Origin of the sequence: Xanthomonas sp. NCPPB 1638 (assembly GCF_041475635.2) — a bacterium.
In the GTDB taxonomy this organism is placed as follows: domain Bacteria; phylum Pseudomonadota; class Gammaproteobacteria; order Xanthomonadales; family Xanthomonadaceae; genus Xanthomonas; species Xanthomonas cucurbitae.
This window is the reverse complement of the sequence record NZ_CM192984.1, coordinates 310,919-328,833: the sequence shown is the minus strand read 5'-3', so window position 1 is coordinate 328,833 and position 17,915 is coordinate 310,919. Positions and strand designations below refer to the sequence as shown.

12 protein-coding genes and 1 CRISPR repeat array (1 of these 13 cut by a window edge) are annotated in these 17,915 nt (G+C 67.9%); of the genes, 4 read left to right on the top strand and 8 right to left on the bottom strand.

The window, feature by feature from the left end; all coding sequences use genetic code 11:
• Nucleotides 1-1,468: a CRISPR direct-repeat array (repeat unit 28 nt; unit sequence GTTCACTGCCGCGTAGGCAGCTCAGAAA) (it extends 1,201 nt beyond the left edge of the window).
• A gap of 103 nt (nucleotides 1,469-1,571) precedes the next feature.
• The 5 genes from zwf to ACCQ13_RS01310 all read right to left on the bottom strand — a co-directional run bounded on the left by zwf (nucleotide 1,572) and on the right by ACCQ13_RS01310 (nucleotide 9,154).
• A complete protein-coding gene (gene zwf / locus ACCQ13_RS01330; protein WP_167526805.1) occupies nucleotides 1,572-3,383 on the bottom strand; it encodes a glucose-6-phosphate dehydrogenase in 1,812 nt (603 codons plus the stop codon).
• A complete protein-coding gene (locus tag ACCQ13_RS01325) occupies nucleotides 3,380-5,179 on the bottom strand; it encodes a glycoside hydrolase family 15 protein (protein WP_167526804.1) in 1,800 nt (599 codons plus the stop codon). Before ACCQ13_RS01325 ends, zwf begins: the two co-directional genes overlap by 4 nt.
• Nucleotides 5,180-5,242: 63 nt before the next feature.
• Nucleotides 5,243-5,554: a phosphotyrosine protein phosphatase gene (locus tag ACCQ13_RS01320; RefSeq protein WP_372372333.1), complete on the bottom strand. Its 312-nt coding sequence runs from the start codon at nucleotides 5,552-5,554 to the stop codon at nucleotides 5,243-5,245.
• A gap of 26 nt (nucleotides 5,555-5,580) precedes the next feature.
• The gene (locus ACCQ13_RS01315) at nucleotides 5,581-8,901 is read right to left on the bottom strand and encodes an ankyrin repeat domain-containing protein (RefSeq protein ID WP_372372332.1); all 3,321 of its coding nucleotides are present in this window, start codon (nucleotides 8,899-8,901) and stop codon (nucleotides 5,581-5,583) included.
• Nucleotides 8,894-9,154 (bottom strand): YcgL domain-containing protein, encoded by a 261-nt coding sequence (locus ACCQ13_RS01310; RefSeq protein ID WP_104604223.1) that lies wholly within the window; start codon nucleotides 9,152-9,154, stop codon nucleotides 8,894-8,896. Before ACCQ13_RS01310 ends, ACCQ13_RS01315 begins: the two co-directional genes overlap by 8 nt.
• Before the next feature lie 219 nt (nucleotides 9,155-9,373).
• Between ACCQ13_RS01310 and ACCQ13_RS01305 the strand changes: the two genes are divergently transcribed.
• The 4 genes from ACCQ13_RS01305 to ACCQ13_RS01290 are packed head-to-tail and all read left to right on the top strand — an operon-like array spanning nucleotide 9,374 to nucleotide 13,780.
• Complete coding sequence (locus ACCQ13_RS01305; RefSeq protein WP_104604178.1) at nucleotides 9,374-10,570, top strand: beta-ketoacyl-[acyl-carrier-protein] synthase family protein; 1,197 nt, start codon at nucleotides 9,374-9,376, stop codon at nucleotides 10,568-10,570.
• Nucleotides 10,570-11,343 (top strand): beta-ketoacyl synthase chain length factor, encoded by a 774-nt coding sequence (locus tag ACCQ13_RS01300; protein WP_104604179.1) that lies wholly within the window; start codon nucleotides 10,570-10,572, stop codon nucleotides 11,341-11,343. The genes ACCQ13_RS01305 and ACCQ13_RS01300 overlap by 1 nt, the downstream gene beginning before the upstream one ends.
• Entirely contained in the window at nucleotides 11,340-12,161 is an 822-nt protein-coding gene (locus ACCQ13_RS01295) for a glycosyltransferase family 2 protein (protein ID WP_104604180.1), read from the top strand. Before ACCQ13_RS01300 ends, ACCQ13_RS01295 begins: the two co-directional genes overlap by 4 nt.
• On the top strand, nucleotides 12,158-13,780 hold the full coding sequence (locus tag ACCQ13_RS01290) for an NAD(P)/FAD-dependent oxidoreductase (protein WP_159406490.1): 1,623 nt from the start codon (nucleotides 12,158-12,160) through the stop codon (nucleotides 13,778-13,780). Before ACCQ13_RS01295 ends, ACCQ13_RS01290 begins: the two co-directional genes overlap by 4 nt.
• 297 nt (nucleotides 13,781-14,077) lie before the next feature.
• Here ACCQ13_RS01290 and fabG read toward each other — a convergent pair whose 3' ends face one another.
• From fabG to ACCQ13_RS01275, 3 genes are all read right to left on the bottom strand, one after another.
• The gene (gene fabG, locus ACCQ13_RS01285) at nucleotides 14,078-14,815 is read right to left on the bottom strand and encodes a 3-oxoacyl-ACP reductase FabG (protein WP_159406489.1); all 738 of its coding nucleotides are present in this window, start codon (nucleotides 14,813-14,815) and stop codon (nucleotides 14,078-14,080) included.
• 169 nt (nucleotides 14,816-14,984) lie between these two features.
• Complete coding sequence (locus tag ACCQ13_RS01280; RefSeq protein ID WP_159406488.1) at nucleotides 14,985-15,434, bottom strand: hotdog family protein; 450 nt, start codon at nucleotides 15,432-15,434, stop codon at nucleotides 14,985-14,987.
• Nucleotides 15,421-17,787 carry an MMPL family transporter gene (locus ACCQ13_RS01275; protein WP_159406487.1) on the bottom strand — a complete coding sequence of 789 codons (2,367 nt, stop codon included), beginning with the start codon at nucleotides 17,785-17,787 and terminating at the stop codon, nucleotides 15,421-15,423. Before ACCQ13_RS01275 ends, ACCQ13_RS01280 begins: the two co-directional genes overlap by 14 nt.
• Nucleotides 17,788-17,915: the final 128 nt, after the last annotated feature.

The window sequence follows — 17,915 nt, the reverse complement described above, 5'->3', positions numbered from 1 at the left end:
TTCACTGCCGCGTAGGCAGCTCAGAAAGCTACATCATCGGAAACCCGCAGGGCACCATCGTTCACTGCCGCGTAGGCAGCTCAGAAAATCGCGATACCCTTGCCGGTGCACTGCGTGCGGTTCACTGCCGCGTAGGCAGCTCAGAAATTATGCAGCTGCTCTTTGTCCACGCCGGCCCGGTTCACTGCCGCGTAGGCAGCTCAGAAACTTACCGGCTCCGACCTTTACACCGGGCATCCGTTCACTGCCGCGTAGGCAGCTCAGAAACTGGATACCGGCGGCACAAGCGGGTACACGCAGGTTCACTGCCGCGTAGGCAGCTCAGAAAATCATCGCCACCGTGTTCAAGGGCTGGCGCGTGTTCACTGCCGCGTAGGCAGCTCAGAAAGTATCTCCGTAGACGCTTGCCCGCATGACCCCGTTCACTGCCGCGTAGGCAGCTCAGAAATGACCAACTGGCCCAACCACGGCAAGGGCTGGGTTCACTGCCGCGTAGGCAGCTCAGAAATTGAGACCGCCCGCTTATCGCGCTCGGTCGCAGTTCACTGCCGCGTAGGCAGCTCAGAAAGACGACCAGCTCCGCGCCTGCCAAGCCGTGGTGTTCACTGCCGCGTAGGCAGCTCAGAAAATGAGCGAGCCGGCAGTGATTGGCCGCCAGGTGTTCACTGCCGCGTAGGCAGCTCAGAAACACCGAAGTTGGTGCCGGTCTTCACCGGAGAGGTTCACTGCCGCGTAGGCAGCTCAGAAAAAATGAGCGCGGCGATGATGGCGATCAGGATGGTTCACTGCCGCGTAGGCAGCTCAGAAATGGTCAACTTGACCGGCATCGTCGGCGGCTACGTTCACTGCCGCGTAGGCAGCTCAGAAATTACGGATATCTCTCGCGGTCGCTGCATCGGCGTTCACTGCCGCGTAGGCAGCTCAGAAAGGGCCAATCTGTTCGCAGCGGAGAGGCGCTGTGTTCACTGCCGCGTAGGCAGCTCAGAAAACGGCGTGCGGCCGACCACAGGTCCGTAGCGTGTTCACTGCCGCGTAGGCAGCTCAGAAAAAGAGCCTGACTGCGCCGCGCCTGACGCTGGCGTTCACTGCCGCGTAGGCAGCTCAGAAATGGAAGCGCGCGACCGAGCAGAACGCGCATGAGTTCACTGCCGCGTAGGCAGCTCAGAAATTTTCGCGCTCACGCTGGACAGTCTGGCTGACGTTCACTGCCGCGTAGGCAGCTCAGAAATGCTGCTCCACCGGCGCCTGCGACTGCCGAACGTTCACTGCCGCGTAGGCAGCTCAGAAAGTCAATGGACGCTGATGCCGAGCACCTTAAGCGTTCACTGCCGCGTAGGCAGCTCAGAAAACTCGCGAAGCAACGATTGCTGGCGGATTTGAGTTCACTGCCGCGTAGGCAGCTCAGAAAAACGAGCGCAGGGACCAAATCAACGGGATGGGGTTCACTGCCGCGTAGGCAACTCGGAATGCCGAAAAGCGGGCAGCCACCTCTGCAGCCATGGATTCCGAACGCAACGAGTCAATCGGCTTGCACGAGAACCAGCTGCCTTGTGGCAGCCGGTTCATCCGGCTCAGCTCCGCGGCTTGCGTTTTGGACGCGCGGCCGCTGACGTCTGCGCTTCGATCCGGTCGCCGACCGCCTTTCGCGTTGTCTTCGCAATTTTTCTGGTCGCCGGCTTGACCACCGCTTTCGCAACCTTGCCTTTTAATGCAGCAGACGCTTGCGTGCTTTTCTTCGTAGCTGTAGATGCACGGCTTGCGGTTGGAGGGGTGGCCCTCTTTGCCGCGCTTTTACGCGTCTTCCCGGCTGGCGTCATGGCACTGGTGCGCACTTCCGGTGGGCGGCGCGGGGGTGGCTTGCGGCCGGGGGTGAGTGCCCGCCAGGCATGGCCGCCGTTCATGGCCAGCAATGCGTCGGCGGCCGAGGGGCCGGCGCTGCCGGCGGCGTAGTTGGGGAAGTCGCTGGCCGGTTGCTTCCAGGCATCCAGGATCGGTTGCACGATGCGCCAGGCGCCTTCCACCATTGCCGCGTCCTGGAACAGGCCGGCTTCGCCGTTCATGCAGTCCTGCAGCAGGCGCTCGTAACCCACGGTGTATTCCTTGGGAAACCAGTCGCGGTAACGGAAATCCATGCGCACCGGCGCCAGCGCGACCTGTGCACCGGGGCGTTTGACGTCGAACTGCAGCGAGATGCCTTCGTCGGGCTGGATGTGCAGCACCAGCCAGTCGGGGCCGTAGCCACCCACTTCGGTGCTGCGGAACGGGGCCAGCGGTGCGGGCTTGAAGCGGATGGCGATCTCGGTGGTGCGTTCGCGCAGGCGCTTGCCAGTGCGCAGGTAGAACGGCACGCCGGCCCAGCGCCAGGTGTCGACCTGCAGTTTCATCGCCACGTAGGTTTCGGTATCCGAATCGTCGGGCACGGTGTCCTCTTCGCGATAGCCAGGCACGGCGCTGCGATTGACCGCGCCGGAGGCGTATTGGCCGCGCACCACATCTTCCGGTTTGATCGGGCGCACGGCTTCGATCACTTCGGCGCGGCGGCGGTGCATCGCCTCGGTGGTGAAGGCCGCCGGCGGTTCCATCGCGATCATCGCCAGCAGCTGGAACAGATGATTGGGCACCATGTCGCGCAGGCAGCCGGTGGGATCGTAGAAGCGGCCACGCCCTTCCACGCCGATGGTTTCGGCGGCGGTGATCTGCACATGATCGATGCGGTCGCGGTTCCACACCGGCTCGAACAGGCCATTGGCAAAGCGGAACGCCAGGATGTTCTGCACGGTTTCCTTGCCCAGGAAATGGTCGATGCGGAACACCTGGTCCTCGTGCAGCACCTTGGCCACGGTGGCATTGAGCGCGATGGCGCTGGGCAGATCGTGGCCGAAGGGTTTTTCCACGATGACCCGGCGCCAGCCCTGGCCTTCGCGCTGCTTGACCAGGCCAGCCTCGCCCAGGTTGAGCAAGACCGGTTCGAAGAAGCGCGCAGCGGTGGCCAGGTAGAACAGCACGTTGCCCTGGGTGCCATAGCGCTTGTGCAGCTTGTCCAGCACGCCGCCCAATGATTGGTAGGCACCCTGGTCGGTGAAGTCGCCACGCAGGTAATGCATGCGTTCGCGCAGCCAGTCCCAGGTGGCGGTGTCGAAGGCATCGGTCTGGAATTCGGCATCGCGGCTGCTGAGCAGCTGCGTCATCGCCTTGCCCATGTTGGTGCGCCAGGCGCGTTCGCTGATGTCGCCATGGTCCATGCCGACGATGGCGAAATCATCGCCCAGCGCACCGGCCCGGCGCAGGTTGTACAGCGCCGGCATCACCAGCCGCCGGGTCAGGTCGCCGCGGGCGCCGAACACTACGATGATGCAGGGCGGCGTGGTCTGTTGCTCGTTCATGGATGCGTTTCCTTTTCGCCCATGCGCCCGTGCAGGCGCAGTGCCGCATTGACCAGGGCCACGTGGGAATACCCTTGGGGAAAGTTGCCAAGCATGCGTTTTGCACGTGGGTCGTACTCTTCTGCGAGCAGGCCCACGTCGTTGCAGAGCCCGAGCAGCCGTTCGAGCAGCGCGCGCGCCTCCTCGGTACGGCCGATCAAGGCATAGTTTTCCACCAGCCAGAAACTGCAAGCGAGGAAGGTGCCCTCGCCGGCCGGCAGGCCGTCGGCACTGTCGTCGGCGCGATAGCGTTCGACCAGGCCATCGATGGTCAGCTCGCGTGCGATCGCGTCGGCAGTGGCGGCAATGCGCGGGTCCTCCGGCGGCAGGAAGCCGACGATGGGAATCAACAACAGCGACGCGTCCAGCCGATCGGAACCGTAGCTCTGCACGAAGTGGCCATCCGGGTGCACGCCTTTTTCCAGCACTTCGGCGCGAATGTCTTCGGCGATCCGGCCCCAGCGCGCGCGCTTTTGCGCATCGGCGTTGGTGATGCCATCGCGCGCGCCGCAATCGAACGCCAACCATGCCATTACCTTGGAATGCACGAAGTGGCGGCGCTCGTCGCGGATTTCCCAGATGCCTTCGTCCGGTTGACGCCACAGGCTCTCGAGCGCGTCGAGGATGTTCTCCAGCAATGCCGACGACGAGCCGTCGTCGTCCGACGGCGGTGCAACGCCCTTCTCCCGGGCGTAATGCAAGGCACCGATCAGCTCGCCATAGACATCGAGCTGGAACTGATCCACCGCGCCGTTGCCGATGCGCACCGGGCCGGAATTTTCATAGCCCGGTAGCCAGTGCGCCTCCCACTCCTGCAAGCGGCGCTCGCCGCCGATACCGTACAGCGCCTGCAGCTGGTCCGGCGAACCGGCGATGGTGCGTTGCACCCAGTCGCGGAACGAGGCGGCTTCGTCGCGATAGCCGGCCTGCAACAGGGCGATCAGCGTGAACACCGAATCGCGCAGCCAGCAATAGCGGTAGTCCCAGTTGCGGGTGCCGCCCAGGTGCTCGGGCAGCGATGCGGTGGGTGCGGCGACAATGCCGCCGGTTGGCAGATAGCTCAGACCTTTGAGCACCACCAGCGAGCGGCGCACCTGCTGGGTCCATGGCCCTACGTCGGTACAGCGGCGCGCCCAGCCGTGCCAGAACGCGGTGGTGCGTTGCCGCGCCTGTTCCGGGTCGATCGGTGGCGGCGCAGGCAGATGCGAGGCGCCGTGGCTGAGCACGAACCAGGTGCTCTCGCCATCGCGCAAGGTGAAGTCGGCTTCGGTACCCAGGTCCTGTCCACGCAATTGCTGCGGCGAGCGCAGCGCGAGTTGGTCGGGCCCGGCGATGGCGCGGATGCCACCGTCGATGCGAGTCACCCACGGCACGGTGCGGCCGTAATTGAAGCGCAGGGTCAGCCGCATATGCATGGACACCTCGCCCTGCACGCAGCGCACGATACGCACCAGGTGCTGATGCGCCTCGCCATCTTCGTTGGCGGCCATGAAATCGACCAGCTCCACCGTACCGGTATCGGCGATCAGCCGCGTGCACAGCACCAGGCTGTCGTCTTCGTAGGCGCGTTCGCTACGGTAATCGGCTACGGGTGCCATCGCCCATTGCCCGTGTCGCTCGTCACCCAGCAGCGATGCGAAGACCGCATCGGAATCGAAGCGTGGCAGACACAGCCAGTCGATGGTGCCACGGTGGTCGACCAGGGCCGCGCTGTGGCAGTTGCCCAGCATGGCGTGATCTTCGATACGCACGCTCATCGTCGAAACGCTTCCTTCCTGCGAAAGAAGCGGCAGTCTTGCACGCGCGGTGTCGGGATCAGGTTAGGACTGCGCCGGCAAACGCAGCAGCGGTGGCACCGTGTGTTCCAGCCGGCGGATCAGCGCCGGGTCCATGCAGGCATCGTCGTCGGGGATCTGCAGGCAGACCACGCGGCAGTGGCGCAGATGCGCGGCGAAGCATTTGCGCAGCAGCTGCAGGTGGCGCGATTCCATCACCAGCACCACCTGCGCTTCGTGCAACAGCTCCGCAGTGACCTGCACGTCGGCATCGGCGGCCAGCCCGGCCGATTGCGCCTGCACGCCGGCCCCGTCGGCGAACACGCGCGCAGCGGTGGGGCTGCGTACGAACAACACCCGCAGCGGTTGTCCGCCACGCAGGCTCAGCGCCCCTCGCGCAGGAAGCGCGCCATCGACGAGACGCCCGGCAGCGCCGGTTCGAACTGGCCGGCCACATCGATGAAGCCACGCATGATGGCGATCTCGCGCGGGGTACGGTTGAGTGCGTCGCGGCGATCGGCGTCGGCGCCGGCACGCAGCAGGCGCTGCACCAGCAGCGGCAGGCCATGCAGGGCGGCCAGGTGCAGCGGGCCGAAGCCGCGTTGATCGGCCACCTCCAGCGAGACGCCTTCATCGAGCAGGCGCTCGACTCCGGCCAGCACCACTTTCTCGTCGCAGGCGGTGCCCGGTTCGGCACGCGCGCCCAGCAACAGCAGCAGCGGGCTGACCCGGCCACCGGCCAGATGCTCGGGATCGGCGCCGGCCAGCAGCAGCGTATCCAGCAGGGCCAGCAGGCGGGTGCTGTCGCGTGCGGTAAAGCCGTACAACGCGGCGCAATGCAGCGCCGCCAGGCCCTGGTTGTCGGTGGCGTGCACGTCGGCCGCGGCGGTGAGCAGGCGCGCCACGATATCGGCCAGGCCCAGCGCGCAGGCCAGCATCAGCACGGTGACACCGGCCGGCAGGCGGTGCTCGATCTGCGCGCCGGCCTGCAGCAAGGCCGCGACGATCTCGGTCTGACGCATGCTCACCGCTGCCGACAGCGGCGTTGCGCCGCTATTGGCGGCGTGTTGCGGATCGGCGCCGCGGCCGAGCAGATAGGTCACCACGCCGAGATGGCCGCCGCCCGCCGCACGCAGCAGCGCGGTGCAGCCCTGCGCATCCACCGCATCGACGGTGAAGCCGAGGTCGATCAAACGGCGCACCGCATCGGTGTCGCCGGTCATCGCCGCTGCCGGCACGTCCGCCTCGCGCAGCGCGCGGTGCGGCAGCGGCCAGATCCGCCAGTCCAGCCAGTCGGCCAGATCGCGACGCCCGATCGACAGCGCCACGCCCAGCGGGGTCTGCCCATCGGCGGCGCGCGCGTCCGGCGAGGCGCCCTGTTTGACCAGCAGTTTCAGCGCGGCCTCGCGGCCCAGTGCGGTGGCCAGGTGCAGCGCGGTCATGCCGTGGCTATCACGCGCCTCGCGGTCCACGCCGTGTTCCAGCAACCATTGCTGCAGGCGCAACCAGCCCAGCCGCACCGCCAGCGACAACGGCGGGTCGCCGGCGGCCGAGGGCGCAAACGGATCGGCGCCGCGTTCCAGCAACTCCAGCGCGAACTGTTCCAGCCCGCGCGAGGCGGCATCGTGCTGCACGCAGGCGCTGAGCAGCCGGGTCAGGCCACCGGCACCGGCCGGCGAGACCCCATGCCGCAACAGCACCTGCAGCGCCGGCACCGCCTCCATCCCACGCGACAGCAACGCGAACATCGGCACGTCGCCGCAGGCGTCCCGCACCTCGGCATCGGCGCCATGGCGCAGCAGCCAGTCCACCGCCTCGGCCTTCAAGGCCACATGCGCATCGTGCAGCAGGCCGCCGAGTTCTTCCGGCCCGCACAGCCGGGCCAGGGCGACCAGGCCGTCGCGCTGGCCGAGTTGCAGGCCCTCGCGCAGCAGCACCAGCGGCGGGCGATCGGGCAATGTGGCGACGCCGGGGCCGTCGCCGGAGGCGTCGCTGACCACGGCCGGCAGCGGGTAAGCCGGATCGAGTAATTGCACGATGGCCCACCGCCCGGCCTCGGCCGCCACGTCCACCGCGCGGCGGCCGTGTGCATCGGCCGCATCGGCAGGCACCTGCAGTTCGAGCAGGCGGCGGATCAGTGCCGGCGAGACGCTGTCGGCGGCGCAGGCCAGCATCACCGCATTGCGGCCTTCGCCGTCGATGGCCAGCACGTCGGCCTTGCGTGCGATCAGGCGTTCGAGCACCGCGCTGCGCGCCTGGCGGGCCGCATCCAGCCACGGGGTGCGGCCGAGCAGGTCGCGCGCCTCCAGATTGGCGCCGGCCGACAACAACGCTTCGGCGATATCGCCATGACCGGCCAGGGCGGCTTCGTGCAGGGCGCTGCGGCGCTGGCGGTCGCGCGCATCCACGCGTGCCTTGTGCTTGAGCAGCAGCTGCACGCCGGCGGGGTCGTCTTCTTCGGTACCGGCGGCGGCCAGCAAGACCGGGGCGCCGCCTTCCGGTTCGGACTGCGCACCGCGCTCCAGCAGGAACTTCGCCAACCGCCAGTTGCCGACCTGGCAGGCCATCGCCAGCGGCGAGTGGCCGTCGTTGTTGAGCGCATCGAGTTCGGCGGCGGCATCGCGCAGCAGCGCAGCCACGCCGGGGTCGGAGCTGCGCACGGCGTGGTGCAACGGGGTGTTGCCGTCGTTGTCGCAGGCGCGCGGGTCGGCGCCGTTGGCCAGCAGGGTCATTACCGCGTCCGGGCGGCCATGCCAGCTGTCGCGGGTGGCGGCCAGCAACGGGGTCATGCCGCGATGCGGCTGGTTGACGTCCACGCGCCGCACGATGAGTTCGCGCAGCAGGCGCAGGTCCGGCAGCACCGCTGCCAGCGCCGGCAGGCTGCGCTGGTCGCGCCATTCCGATAGCGGCAGCGCCTGCGGGTCGGCGCCGGCATCGAGCAATTGCAGCGCGCGGTCCACCCGGCCGCTGCGTGCCGCTTCGAACAGTTCGGGCACCAGCTGATGTTGCGCCACCGGCTCCAGCGGACGTGGTGCGGCGGCCGCTTCGTTGAAGAAATCGGCCGCCTGCGGGACCAGAGGTACCGCGCTGCGCGACGGCGCAGCGGTGCGCTGCAACAGCAGGTGGGCAACCGGCAACGCCGCACAGGCCGCGGCCGCCAGGCCCCAGCGCAGCGCGCCAGACACCCCGCCCGGCCAGGCCAGGGTCACGCACCACGTGCACATCGCCAGCACCAGCACGGCCACCAGCAACCCGCGCCAGGCCTGCAGTTCCTGCGTGGCCAGCGCGTGCCAGCGTGGCACCAGTGCACCGCCATCGCGTTCCACCTCGCCCCACAATGGCCAGGTCCGCCAGAGCCCGAGCAAGGCGGCGCTGACCGCCACGCTCAACGCCAGCGCGGCGGCCAGGCTACCGCTGTCGCGCAGGGCGGTCAGCGGCCAGCTGACGAGTGCGGCCAGCGCCAGCAGGCCCACGCCCCAGATCGCCAGCAACGGCGGCAGCGCCTGCGCAATGGCGCGCGGCTGCGCCGGCAGTGCGCGCGTCCCACGCGCCCACGACACCGCCAGCGCAAAGGCAGGCTGGGCCAGCCACAGGCTCAGCGCGGCAATGCCGCCACCCAGCCCACCCAGCAGGGACAACACCACACCGGCCGCGCCCGCCAGCGCTGCGGCGCGCAGACGCGCGGCACGCTGCGGATCAGTCATGGTCGCACTCGCCGGCCAGCACCACGGTCTTGGGCAGTTGCAGGTAGAAGCCATGCTTGCCCAGCGCCTCGCGCACCGTGGCCGCGTCGGCCTGCGCCAGCCGGCGCTGCGGCGTCAATTCCGCCTCCAGCACGAACGCGAACGGCGCCAACTGCGCGTGCACGGCAGCAGGAAGACCGGCGAAGTCGTCGCGCGTGGCGAGATAGACGAAGGTGTCCTGCTTGCGTTGGCTTTTATAGACGTAGGCGTGCATGCGCGCGTGATCGCGCTCGAAGAGCAATGGGTCGCGTCGATTGTGTCCCAATTGCGGCCATGGCGGAAGCGCGACGGTCGCGAAAAATCCCAGCCGCGTCAGCGACATGACCAGCACGTTCAGTTGCGCCATCGATGGGACAGGCGCACGCCACCGATATACTGCCAGCATTACTTCGCCAGCCAGACCACCGTGAGCCAAGCGCAGCATCCGTCCCAGATGGCCCCGGTCGCCGTCACCGCCTACACCTCCACCACCGCGCTGGGCGCCGGGCTCGCCGCCCAGGCCGCCGCCTTGCAGGCGCGCCGCAGCGGCCTGCGTCGCAACGATTTCGGGCCGCAACCGCTGCCGTGCTGGATCGGCCGCGTCGACGGCGTGGAAGACGTCGTCCTGCCCGATGCGCTGCACCGCTGGGACTGCCGCAACAACCGCCTGGCCTGGCTGGCGCTGCAACAGGACGGCCTGCTGGAAGCGGCGCAGGCCGCCGCGCAGCGCTACGGCGCCGAGCGCGTGGCGGTCATCATCGGCACCTCCACCTCCAGCATCGGCGCCAGCGAAGAGGCCTATACGCGGCTGGTGGAAGACGCCGACGGCGCGCGCTTCCCGCCCGATCTGGAACGCCCGATCGTGCACACCCCGCATTCGCTGGGCGACTTCGTGCAGCACGCCACCGGCCTGCGCGGCCCCAGCGTGACCGTGGCCACCGCCTGTTCGTCCAGCGCCAAGGTGTTTGCGCAGGCGGCGCGGCTGATCGACGCCGGGGTGGTCGATGCGGCCCTGGTCGGCGGCGTGGACACCTTGTGCGGCAGCGTGCTGTTCGGCTTCAACGCGCTGCAGGTGGTGGCGCCGGAACCGTGCCAGCCGTTCGATGCGCGCCGCGTGGGCCTGAGCCTGGGCGAGGCCGGCGGCTTTGCGCTGGTGGAACGCACCGCCGCCGCGCCGGACGCGGCGGTGTGGCTGTATGGCTACGGCGAATCCAGCGACGCGCACCATATGTCCGCCCCGCACCCGCAGGGCCTGGGCGCGCAGCTGGCGATGCGCGGCGCGCTGCAACGCGCCGGCCTGGCGCCGGCTGCGGTGGGCTATCTGAACCTGCACGGCACCGCCACCCCGGCCAACGACAGCGTGGAAGCGGCCGCAGTGGCGGCGATCTTCCCCGACACCTTGCACGCCAGCTCGACCAAGGCCTGGACCGGCCACACCCTGGGTGCGGCCGGCATCGTGGAATCGGTGATCGCGCTGCTGGCACTGCGCGACGGCCTGCTGCCGGGCACGCTCAACAGCGACGTGCCCGACCCCGCCTGCGGCCCGCAGATCCGCTTCGACAACGCGCAGACCCGGATCGACTACGCCATGAACAATTCTTTCGGTTTCGGCGGCAACAACTGCTCGCTGCTGTTCGGGCGGGCACGCTGATGCTCGCTGCCAGCATTGAAGGAATCGGCTTCTGGACCCAGGGCCTGCCCAACTGGGAGGCCGTGCGCGCCTTCGTGCACGGTGCCGCGCTGCAGGACACACCGGCGCGTCCGGCACCGCAGCTGCTGGCCGCCAACGAGCGCCGCCGCGCACCGGATACGGTGGCGGTGTCACTGGAAGCGGCACTGGCCGCCTGCACCGCCGCCGGCCGCGACCCGGCCAGCCTGCCATCGGTGTTCACCTCCACCCATGGCGACCTGGCCATCACCGATTACATGTGCACCACCCTGGCCAGCGACCCGCTGGCGATCTCGCCAACCAAGTTCCACAACTCGGTACATAACGCGGCGGCCGGCTACTGGACCATCGGTGCCGGTGCGTTGACGCCGGCTACGGCCATCAGCGCGTCCGATGCCAGCTTCGCGCAAGGGCTGCTGGAAGCCTTGGTGCAACTCGGCGACGGCGTGGAGGCGGTACTGCTGGCCGGCTACGACGCGCGCTCGGTGGGGCCGCTGGGCCGGATTTCGCCCAGCTGCGGCCTGCTGGGCGGCGCGCTGGTGCTTGGCAACGCCGGCCAGGCGGGCAAGCCGCAGTTGTACGCGCGGCTGGACGATGGCGCCCCGTCGCCGGGCGATGGCCCGTTGGCACGGCAGGTCGCCGGCAATGCAATGGCACCGATGCTGCCGTTGTTCGAACTGCTGGCCGGCCGCGGCGATGGCGTGGCCTTGCATGCCGGCCCTGGCCGCGTCCTGCGCGTGGGGATCCAGCCGTGAGCCGCGTGCCGCTGACGCCCCAGGACACTGCGATCCTGGTGCCGGCACTGAACGAATCGCTACGCATCCGCGAAGTGGTCGGCGAGGCACTGCAGTACTGCACGCAGGTGATCGTGGTCGACGACGGCTCCGACGATGGCACCGCCGACTGCATCGCCGACCTGCCGGTGACGGTGATCCGCCACCCGCAGCGCATGGGCAAGGGCGCTGCCCTGCGCAGCGGCTTTGCCAAGGCGCGGCAGTTGGGCATGCGCGCGGTGATGACCATGGACGGCGACGGCCAGCACAAGGCCGCCGACTTTCCGCGCCTGCTGGCCGCAGCCAACCGCCACCCCGGCAGCGTGGTGATCGGCGCACGCCTGCGTAAGCGCGCCACCCAGCCCACCATCCGCCGCATCGGCAACGATTTCGGCGACTGGGGCATCGCCTGGGGCTGCGGTTTCCAACTGGTGGATAGCCAGAGTGGCCAACGGCTGTATCCGGCCTCGGTGTTCACCCTGCCCAATGTGCACGGCGAAGGCTTCGTGTTCGAAGCGCAGCTGCTGATTTCCGCCGCGCGCCAGGCCGGTGCGCGCGTGGTCGCGGTGCCGATCGAAACCCGCTACGCCGGCAGCGCGCCAGGCACTTTTCGCAAGAGCCATTTCCGGCTGGTGCACGATCTATGGAACATCACCTCCCACGTGGTCAAACAGGTCTGGGCCTACGGCCACGTCTGGCGCGAATATCGCCGCGTGCGCGCCAACCCGGTGATCGTTGACGATGCCGATGGCGAATTTGCTACTGTGCCCGCGGCCACCAAGAGCAACCCATCCTCATGAATGCACAGCGTAGCGATGTCGTCATTACCGGTGGCGGTCTGGCCGGACTGAGCCTGGCCTTGCAATTGAAGCAACGCGATCCGGAGCTTGCGATCACCGTGCTGGAGCGCCGTGCGCACCCGGTGCGCGAGGCGGCATTCAAGGTGGGCGAATCCACGGTGGAAATCGGCGCGCAGTATTTCGCCGACGTACTGGGACTGCGCGAGCATCTGGAGACCGAACAGATTCGCAAGTTCGGTTTCCGTTTCTTCTTCTCCGACAAGCGCACCGACATCGACCGTTGCACGGAACTGGGCGTCAGCCAGATCCTGCCGACGCCGTCGTGGCAGATCGACCGCGGCCGCTTCGAGAACTTCCTGGGCGAACGCGCCCGCGCGCAGGGCATCACTTTTATCGATGGCTGCAGCGTCAAGGGCGTGGACCTGGCCGAGGACGACGCCGACCATGCGGTGCGTTACGAGTGCGCCGGCACTGCGGGCGTGCTGCAGGCGCGCTGGGTGGTGGACGCCAGCGGCCGCGCCGGCCTGCTCAAGCGCAAGCTCGGCCTGGCGCAGGACAACGCGCACGATGCCAACGCAGTGTGGTGGCGCGTGGAAGGCTTGATCGACCCCAATGGCTGGTCGCAGGACAGCAGCTGGCTGCAACGTTGCACCCCGCCGGACCGCTGGCGCTCGACCAACCACATGTGCGGGCCGGGCTACTGGTTCTGGCTGATCCCGCTGTCGTCGGGCGCGCACTCGCTGGGCATCGTCTGCGATGCCGCGATGCATCCGCTGGACACCATGAACACCCACGAAAAAGCCATGGACTGGCTGCGCCTGCATCAACCGCAGGTGGCTGCCACGCTCGACAGCGCGCACTACCGGCTGCAGGACTTCCTGTTCCTGCGCAAGTTTTCCTACAGCTGCAAGCAGGTATTCTCTGCGCAGCGCTGGGCGCTCACCGGCGAGGCCGGCCTGTTCCTGGACCCGTTCTATTCGCCCGGCAGCGACTTCATCGCCATCTCCAACACCTATATCTGCGAACTGATCGGCCGCGACCGTGCCGGCAAATCGCTGAGCCCGTATGCGGAGCTGTACCAACAACTGTATTTCTCGTTCTACGAAAACACCCTGACCCTGTACCAGGATCAATACGCCTTGTTCGGCGACGAGCAGGTCATGCCGGTCAAGGTGATCTGGGACTACACCTATTACTGGTCGCTGCTGGCGCCGCTGTTCTGCTCGGGGCGCATCGCCGACCTGAGCTTGTTGTCGCGCATGAAAGCGGATTTCTTCCACGCCCGCGACATGAACCTGTCCATGCAACGCGTGTTGCACGACTGGGGCGTGCGCAATACCGAACAAGGCATCACCGGCGGCGAAGGCCGCCTGCTGGACCAGTACCTGATCGGCTGGTTCAACGAACTCAATGGCGCCTTGAACGACACCCTCGACGATGACGCCTTCGCCGCACGCATCCACCGCAACGTGGCACAGATGGCGGTACTGGCCCGCGAGATCCTGCAGCAGGCACGCCAGCGCCATCCGGCGCTGCCCGACCACGGCCTGGACGCATTGACGGCCGATGCCAGCGGCGAGGCGATCCTGACCGCCACGTGGTACGCCGACGCGGCGTGAGTTTGAGCGAGCGCGCCGATGCGCGGCGAGTTCTGGCGTGCGACGCGCTTTTTCGACCAGTACGTGCAGCACGTGAGCGCACTGGCATCCAGTGCGCGATGTCTCACCGGACGGTTAGTCGGCTGCTTTATTGAAAGCCCTGCGCACCGACCCTCTCGACTGGTCCTTGCCCGCCCACCGTCGCGGGACCCTTGGCGGCATGGATGCCGCCAAGGAGCTTACAAGGACGTACTTGCAGCGTGTCCTGCGATGGTGGGCGGGCAAGGGCCCTGCAACAAAGACGCAGACCATCCGCTCTCAGCCCATCCCACCATTGATGCCGATGACCTGGCCGTTGATGTAACCGGCGGACTCCGAACACAGAAACGCCACCAGCGCAGCGACTTCCTCGGGTTTGCCCACGCGTCCGGCCGGCACCAGTTGCTTGATGATGTCCGGGGCGAAGCTCTCGCCGACCATCTCGCTTTCGATCACCCCCGGCGCCACCACGTTGACTGCGATACCGCGGCTGGCCATCTCGCGCGACAGCGACTTGCTGGCGCCGTGCAGCGCCGCCTTGGCCGCGGCGTAGTTGGTCTGCCCGCGATTGCCCAGCACCGCCGCCACCGACGACACGCTGACGATACGGCCCCAGCGCGTACGCGCCATCGGCAGCAACAAGGGCTGGGTGACGTTGAAGAACCCATGCAGCGACACATCGATGACCCGATGCCACTGCGCGGCCTGCATGCCCGCCATGGGCGCGTCGTCGTGGATGCCGGCGTTGTTGACCACGATCTGGATCGGGCCGCTGTCCAGCAGGGCCTCCAGCGCGGCCGTCGCGGCGTGCGCATCGGCCACGTCGAAGGCCACCGCTTCTGCGCTGCCACCGTCGGCGACGATTGCAGCCACCACGTCTTCGGCACGTGCCAGGTTGCGGTTGGCGTGCACGATCACATGCCGCCCCTGCGCCGCCAGCTGTCGGCAGATGGCGCCGCCAAGATCGCCGCTGCCACCGGTGACCAGGGCGCGGCGCTGAGGAACGGAGATGCTCATGGAATCCTCGATGGAAGCCGCAGCAGCGACGGCGGAAAGAGCGTCATCCTAACCACTGGCGCAAGCGCAGGAATAGATCGCCAGCCTGTTGATTGCCCACATTGCGTAGAGGCACGCTGGCGCGCGATGAGGCCTTCCCAGCAAAACCCCATCGCGCGCAGGCACGCTCCTACAGCCCTTCCGTGGCCTGCGCGGCGCCCAGCATCACCGTGGCGCGGCCTTCGGCCAGCAGCTGTTCGCCGTGGGTCAATCGAAAACTGTATTGCTGGCTGTCCTCGCCCTGCAGCAACACCTGCGCCTGGCACACGATCGCGTCGGGTAGCTGTTCAAGGTGGGTCACATGCAGCTCCACCCCACGCAAGGCCACCAGCATGCCCGGGCGCACCGGCGTGCCCGAGGCACGGCCCAGCAAGCCGCCATGCACGGCCATCGCCTGCGCCCCGTATTCGCACAGATGCAGGGCGCGCAGGCGCCCGGCGGCGCGCAAGGGATGTGTCTCATCACGGTGCGCGTGGCTGCGCAGCACGATGCGCTGCGCATCCCATTCCACCACGTCTTCCCACAGGCACATCGCGCCCTGGTGCGGAATCAAGGCGGCAATCGCGTCACGTCCCTGCATGCGGGTCTCCGTTGGCCACGCGTTCCAGCGCCGGTTCGCGCGACACCAGCAAGGCCAGAATGAAATTGAACAACACCCCCAGCGCCACCGTGCTGCCGATGGCGCGCAATACCGGAATGCTGGAGGCGGCCAGCAAGGCGAACACCAGCAGCGTCATCAGGCTGCACACGATCAGCGCATGCAGCGTACGCAGCTGATCGGCATGGTCGTCGCCGGCATGGTCGAAGAACAAGGCGTAATCCAGACCAAGCCCGGCCGCCAGGATCAGCGCGATCAGGTGGAACAGATTCAGCTCCACGCCGGTGCCGCGCAGGATGGCCAGGATCAGCACCGTGGTCAGCGCCATCGGCAGCAGCACGCGCGCGATGCGGCGCGGGCTGCGCAGCGCGATTGCCACCGTCACCGCCAGCAACACCGCGGCCAGCACCAGCGCGCCCAGCACGCGTCCGCGGTAGGCGGCCACCAGCGATTCGGAAGCGTCCTTCAGGTCCAGCAAGTGGGCACCACTGCCCTGCACTGCCGCTGCCAGCACCGCTGGGTCGCGCAGGCCGGTCAACGACACCAGCGCGGTGCTGCGGTCGCCGCGGCCCAGCAGGAGCCCACCGACCGAGCTGGCCAGCGGCGAGCCGGCCAGATCCCTGGGGAGCAGCGGCGCGGCATGCTTGGCCGTGTCCAGATCCTGCAGGAAGGGCGCAAACGCGTCGCTGCGCAATGGTGTGGTCGCCACCGCCTGCTCGGTCATCGCGCGCGCCTGCGCGGCACTTGGCAACGCTGCCTGACGTGCCTGCTGGGTCCGCGCACTGGGCAGGTAACGCGCGGCCATGTCGTAGCCGGTCAGCGCGCCATCGCGCACCAGTGCGTCCAGGCGCGGGCGCAACTGCTCGCTGGCCTGCAGCGCGGCTTCATCGCTGGCGGCAGGCACGGCAAGCACGTAGCGCACATCCGGCGCACCCAGTTCCTGGCGCAGGTGGGTGTCCTGGGCCAGTGCCTTCGGCGGCACCGGCGTGAGCTTGGACAGATCGTTCTGCCAGAACTGGCCGGGCGCCAACGCGATCACCGCGATGCCGACCACCGCCACCACCGCCAAACTGATGCGTGGCCGCGGCAGCCGCGCGATGCCGCGCCACAGCGTGGCCAGCAGGCGCGAATCGGCGTAGTCGCGCGGTGCCGGGTCGATCAGCCACGGCAACAGCCAGCGCGTGGTGATGGCCGCCGCCGCCAGCCCGGCAATGGTGAACACCGCCAGCTGGCGCAGGCCGTCCACCCCGGAGAACAGGAAGGTCACGTACGCGATGCAGGTGGACACCACGCCCGTGGCCAGCGTCGGCCACAGGTGCCGTGCGTTGGCGCGCGGGTCCAGACCGGGGCGCTGATGGCTGAACAGGTGGATCGGGTAATCCTGCACCACGCCGATCAAGGTAAAGCCGAAGGCTACGGTGATCCCGTGCACGCCATCGAACAGCAGCGCCACCGCGCCCAGGCCGGCCAGGCCGGCGCTCGCCAGCGGCAGCACGCCAAGCACCGGGATCTTCCAGCTGCGATAAGCGACCAGCAGCAACAGCACCAGGCCCACCGTATCCAGGGTCCCGATCCACTGCGCCTCGCCCTGGGTGCGTGCGGTGATTTCCACCGCGAATGCGCCCGGCCCGGTCAGCGTCAGCTGCGTGGAGGTGCCCTTGCCCACCTTCGCGAAGGCCGCTTGCACGGCATCGTAAGCCTGCTGCTGTCCGGTGGGGTCGAACCCGGCTGCGCGCGTCTGCACGATCAACAGCGCCGATGTGCCGGCACGGTCGAACCACACGTCATTGCGTGTCTGTGGTGCGGCCGCTGGCTGCAGGGTCTCGGCCAGATGCAGGATTTCCAGTGTGGGATCACGTGGCAGCAACGGCTCGACCATGGCCGCTGCCGGCGAGCCCAGGTCCTGCACGCGCGCCTGCAACGCTGCTTCCAGCGTTGGTGCATCCAGCGGGGTCGTGTCGAAGCTGTCGCTGAGCAGGTAGCGGTACGGCAGCAAGCGCCCCGGAATCGCCTGCAGCCCTGCGTTGCCGCCGTTGCCGACCAGTTCGAACAGATCCGGCTGCGCGGACAACGCTTGTTGTAGTTGCTGCGATTGTTCGGCAAGCACGACCGGATCGCTGTTGGACAGCGCCATCAGCAGCAGCCGCGAACCAGGGCCTTCGCCGAGTTCTTCAATCAGCAGTTTTTGCGCCGGCGTGCGCGGAGCGGGCATGAATTTGCGCAAATCCCCAGTGACCTTGAGCGTTTCGCTCAACCAGAGCCCGGCCACTGCCAGCAATGCCAGCCACAACAGCGCCAGGCCGATGCGGCGGTTTGCGTTCAATTCAAACGCCATGGTGTGGATGTCCTGCTGCAGCGGCCGACCGCTTACCGGCCGCGCGCGCGGCATGCAACGTCATCGGCAGCACACGATTTGTTGCTGCCAATGGTGTGATTTTTCTGGAGACGACCGGTGCAGCCGTT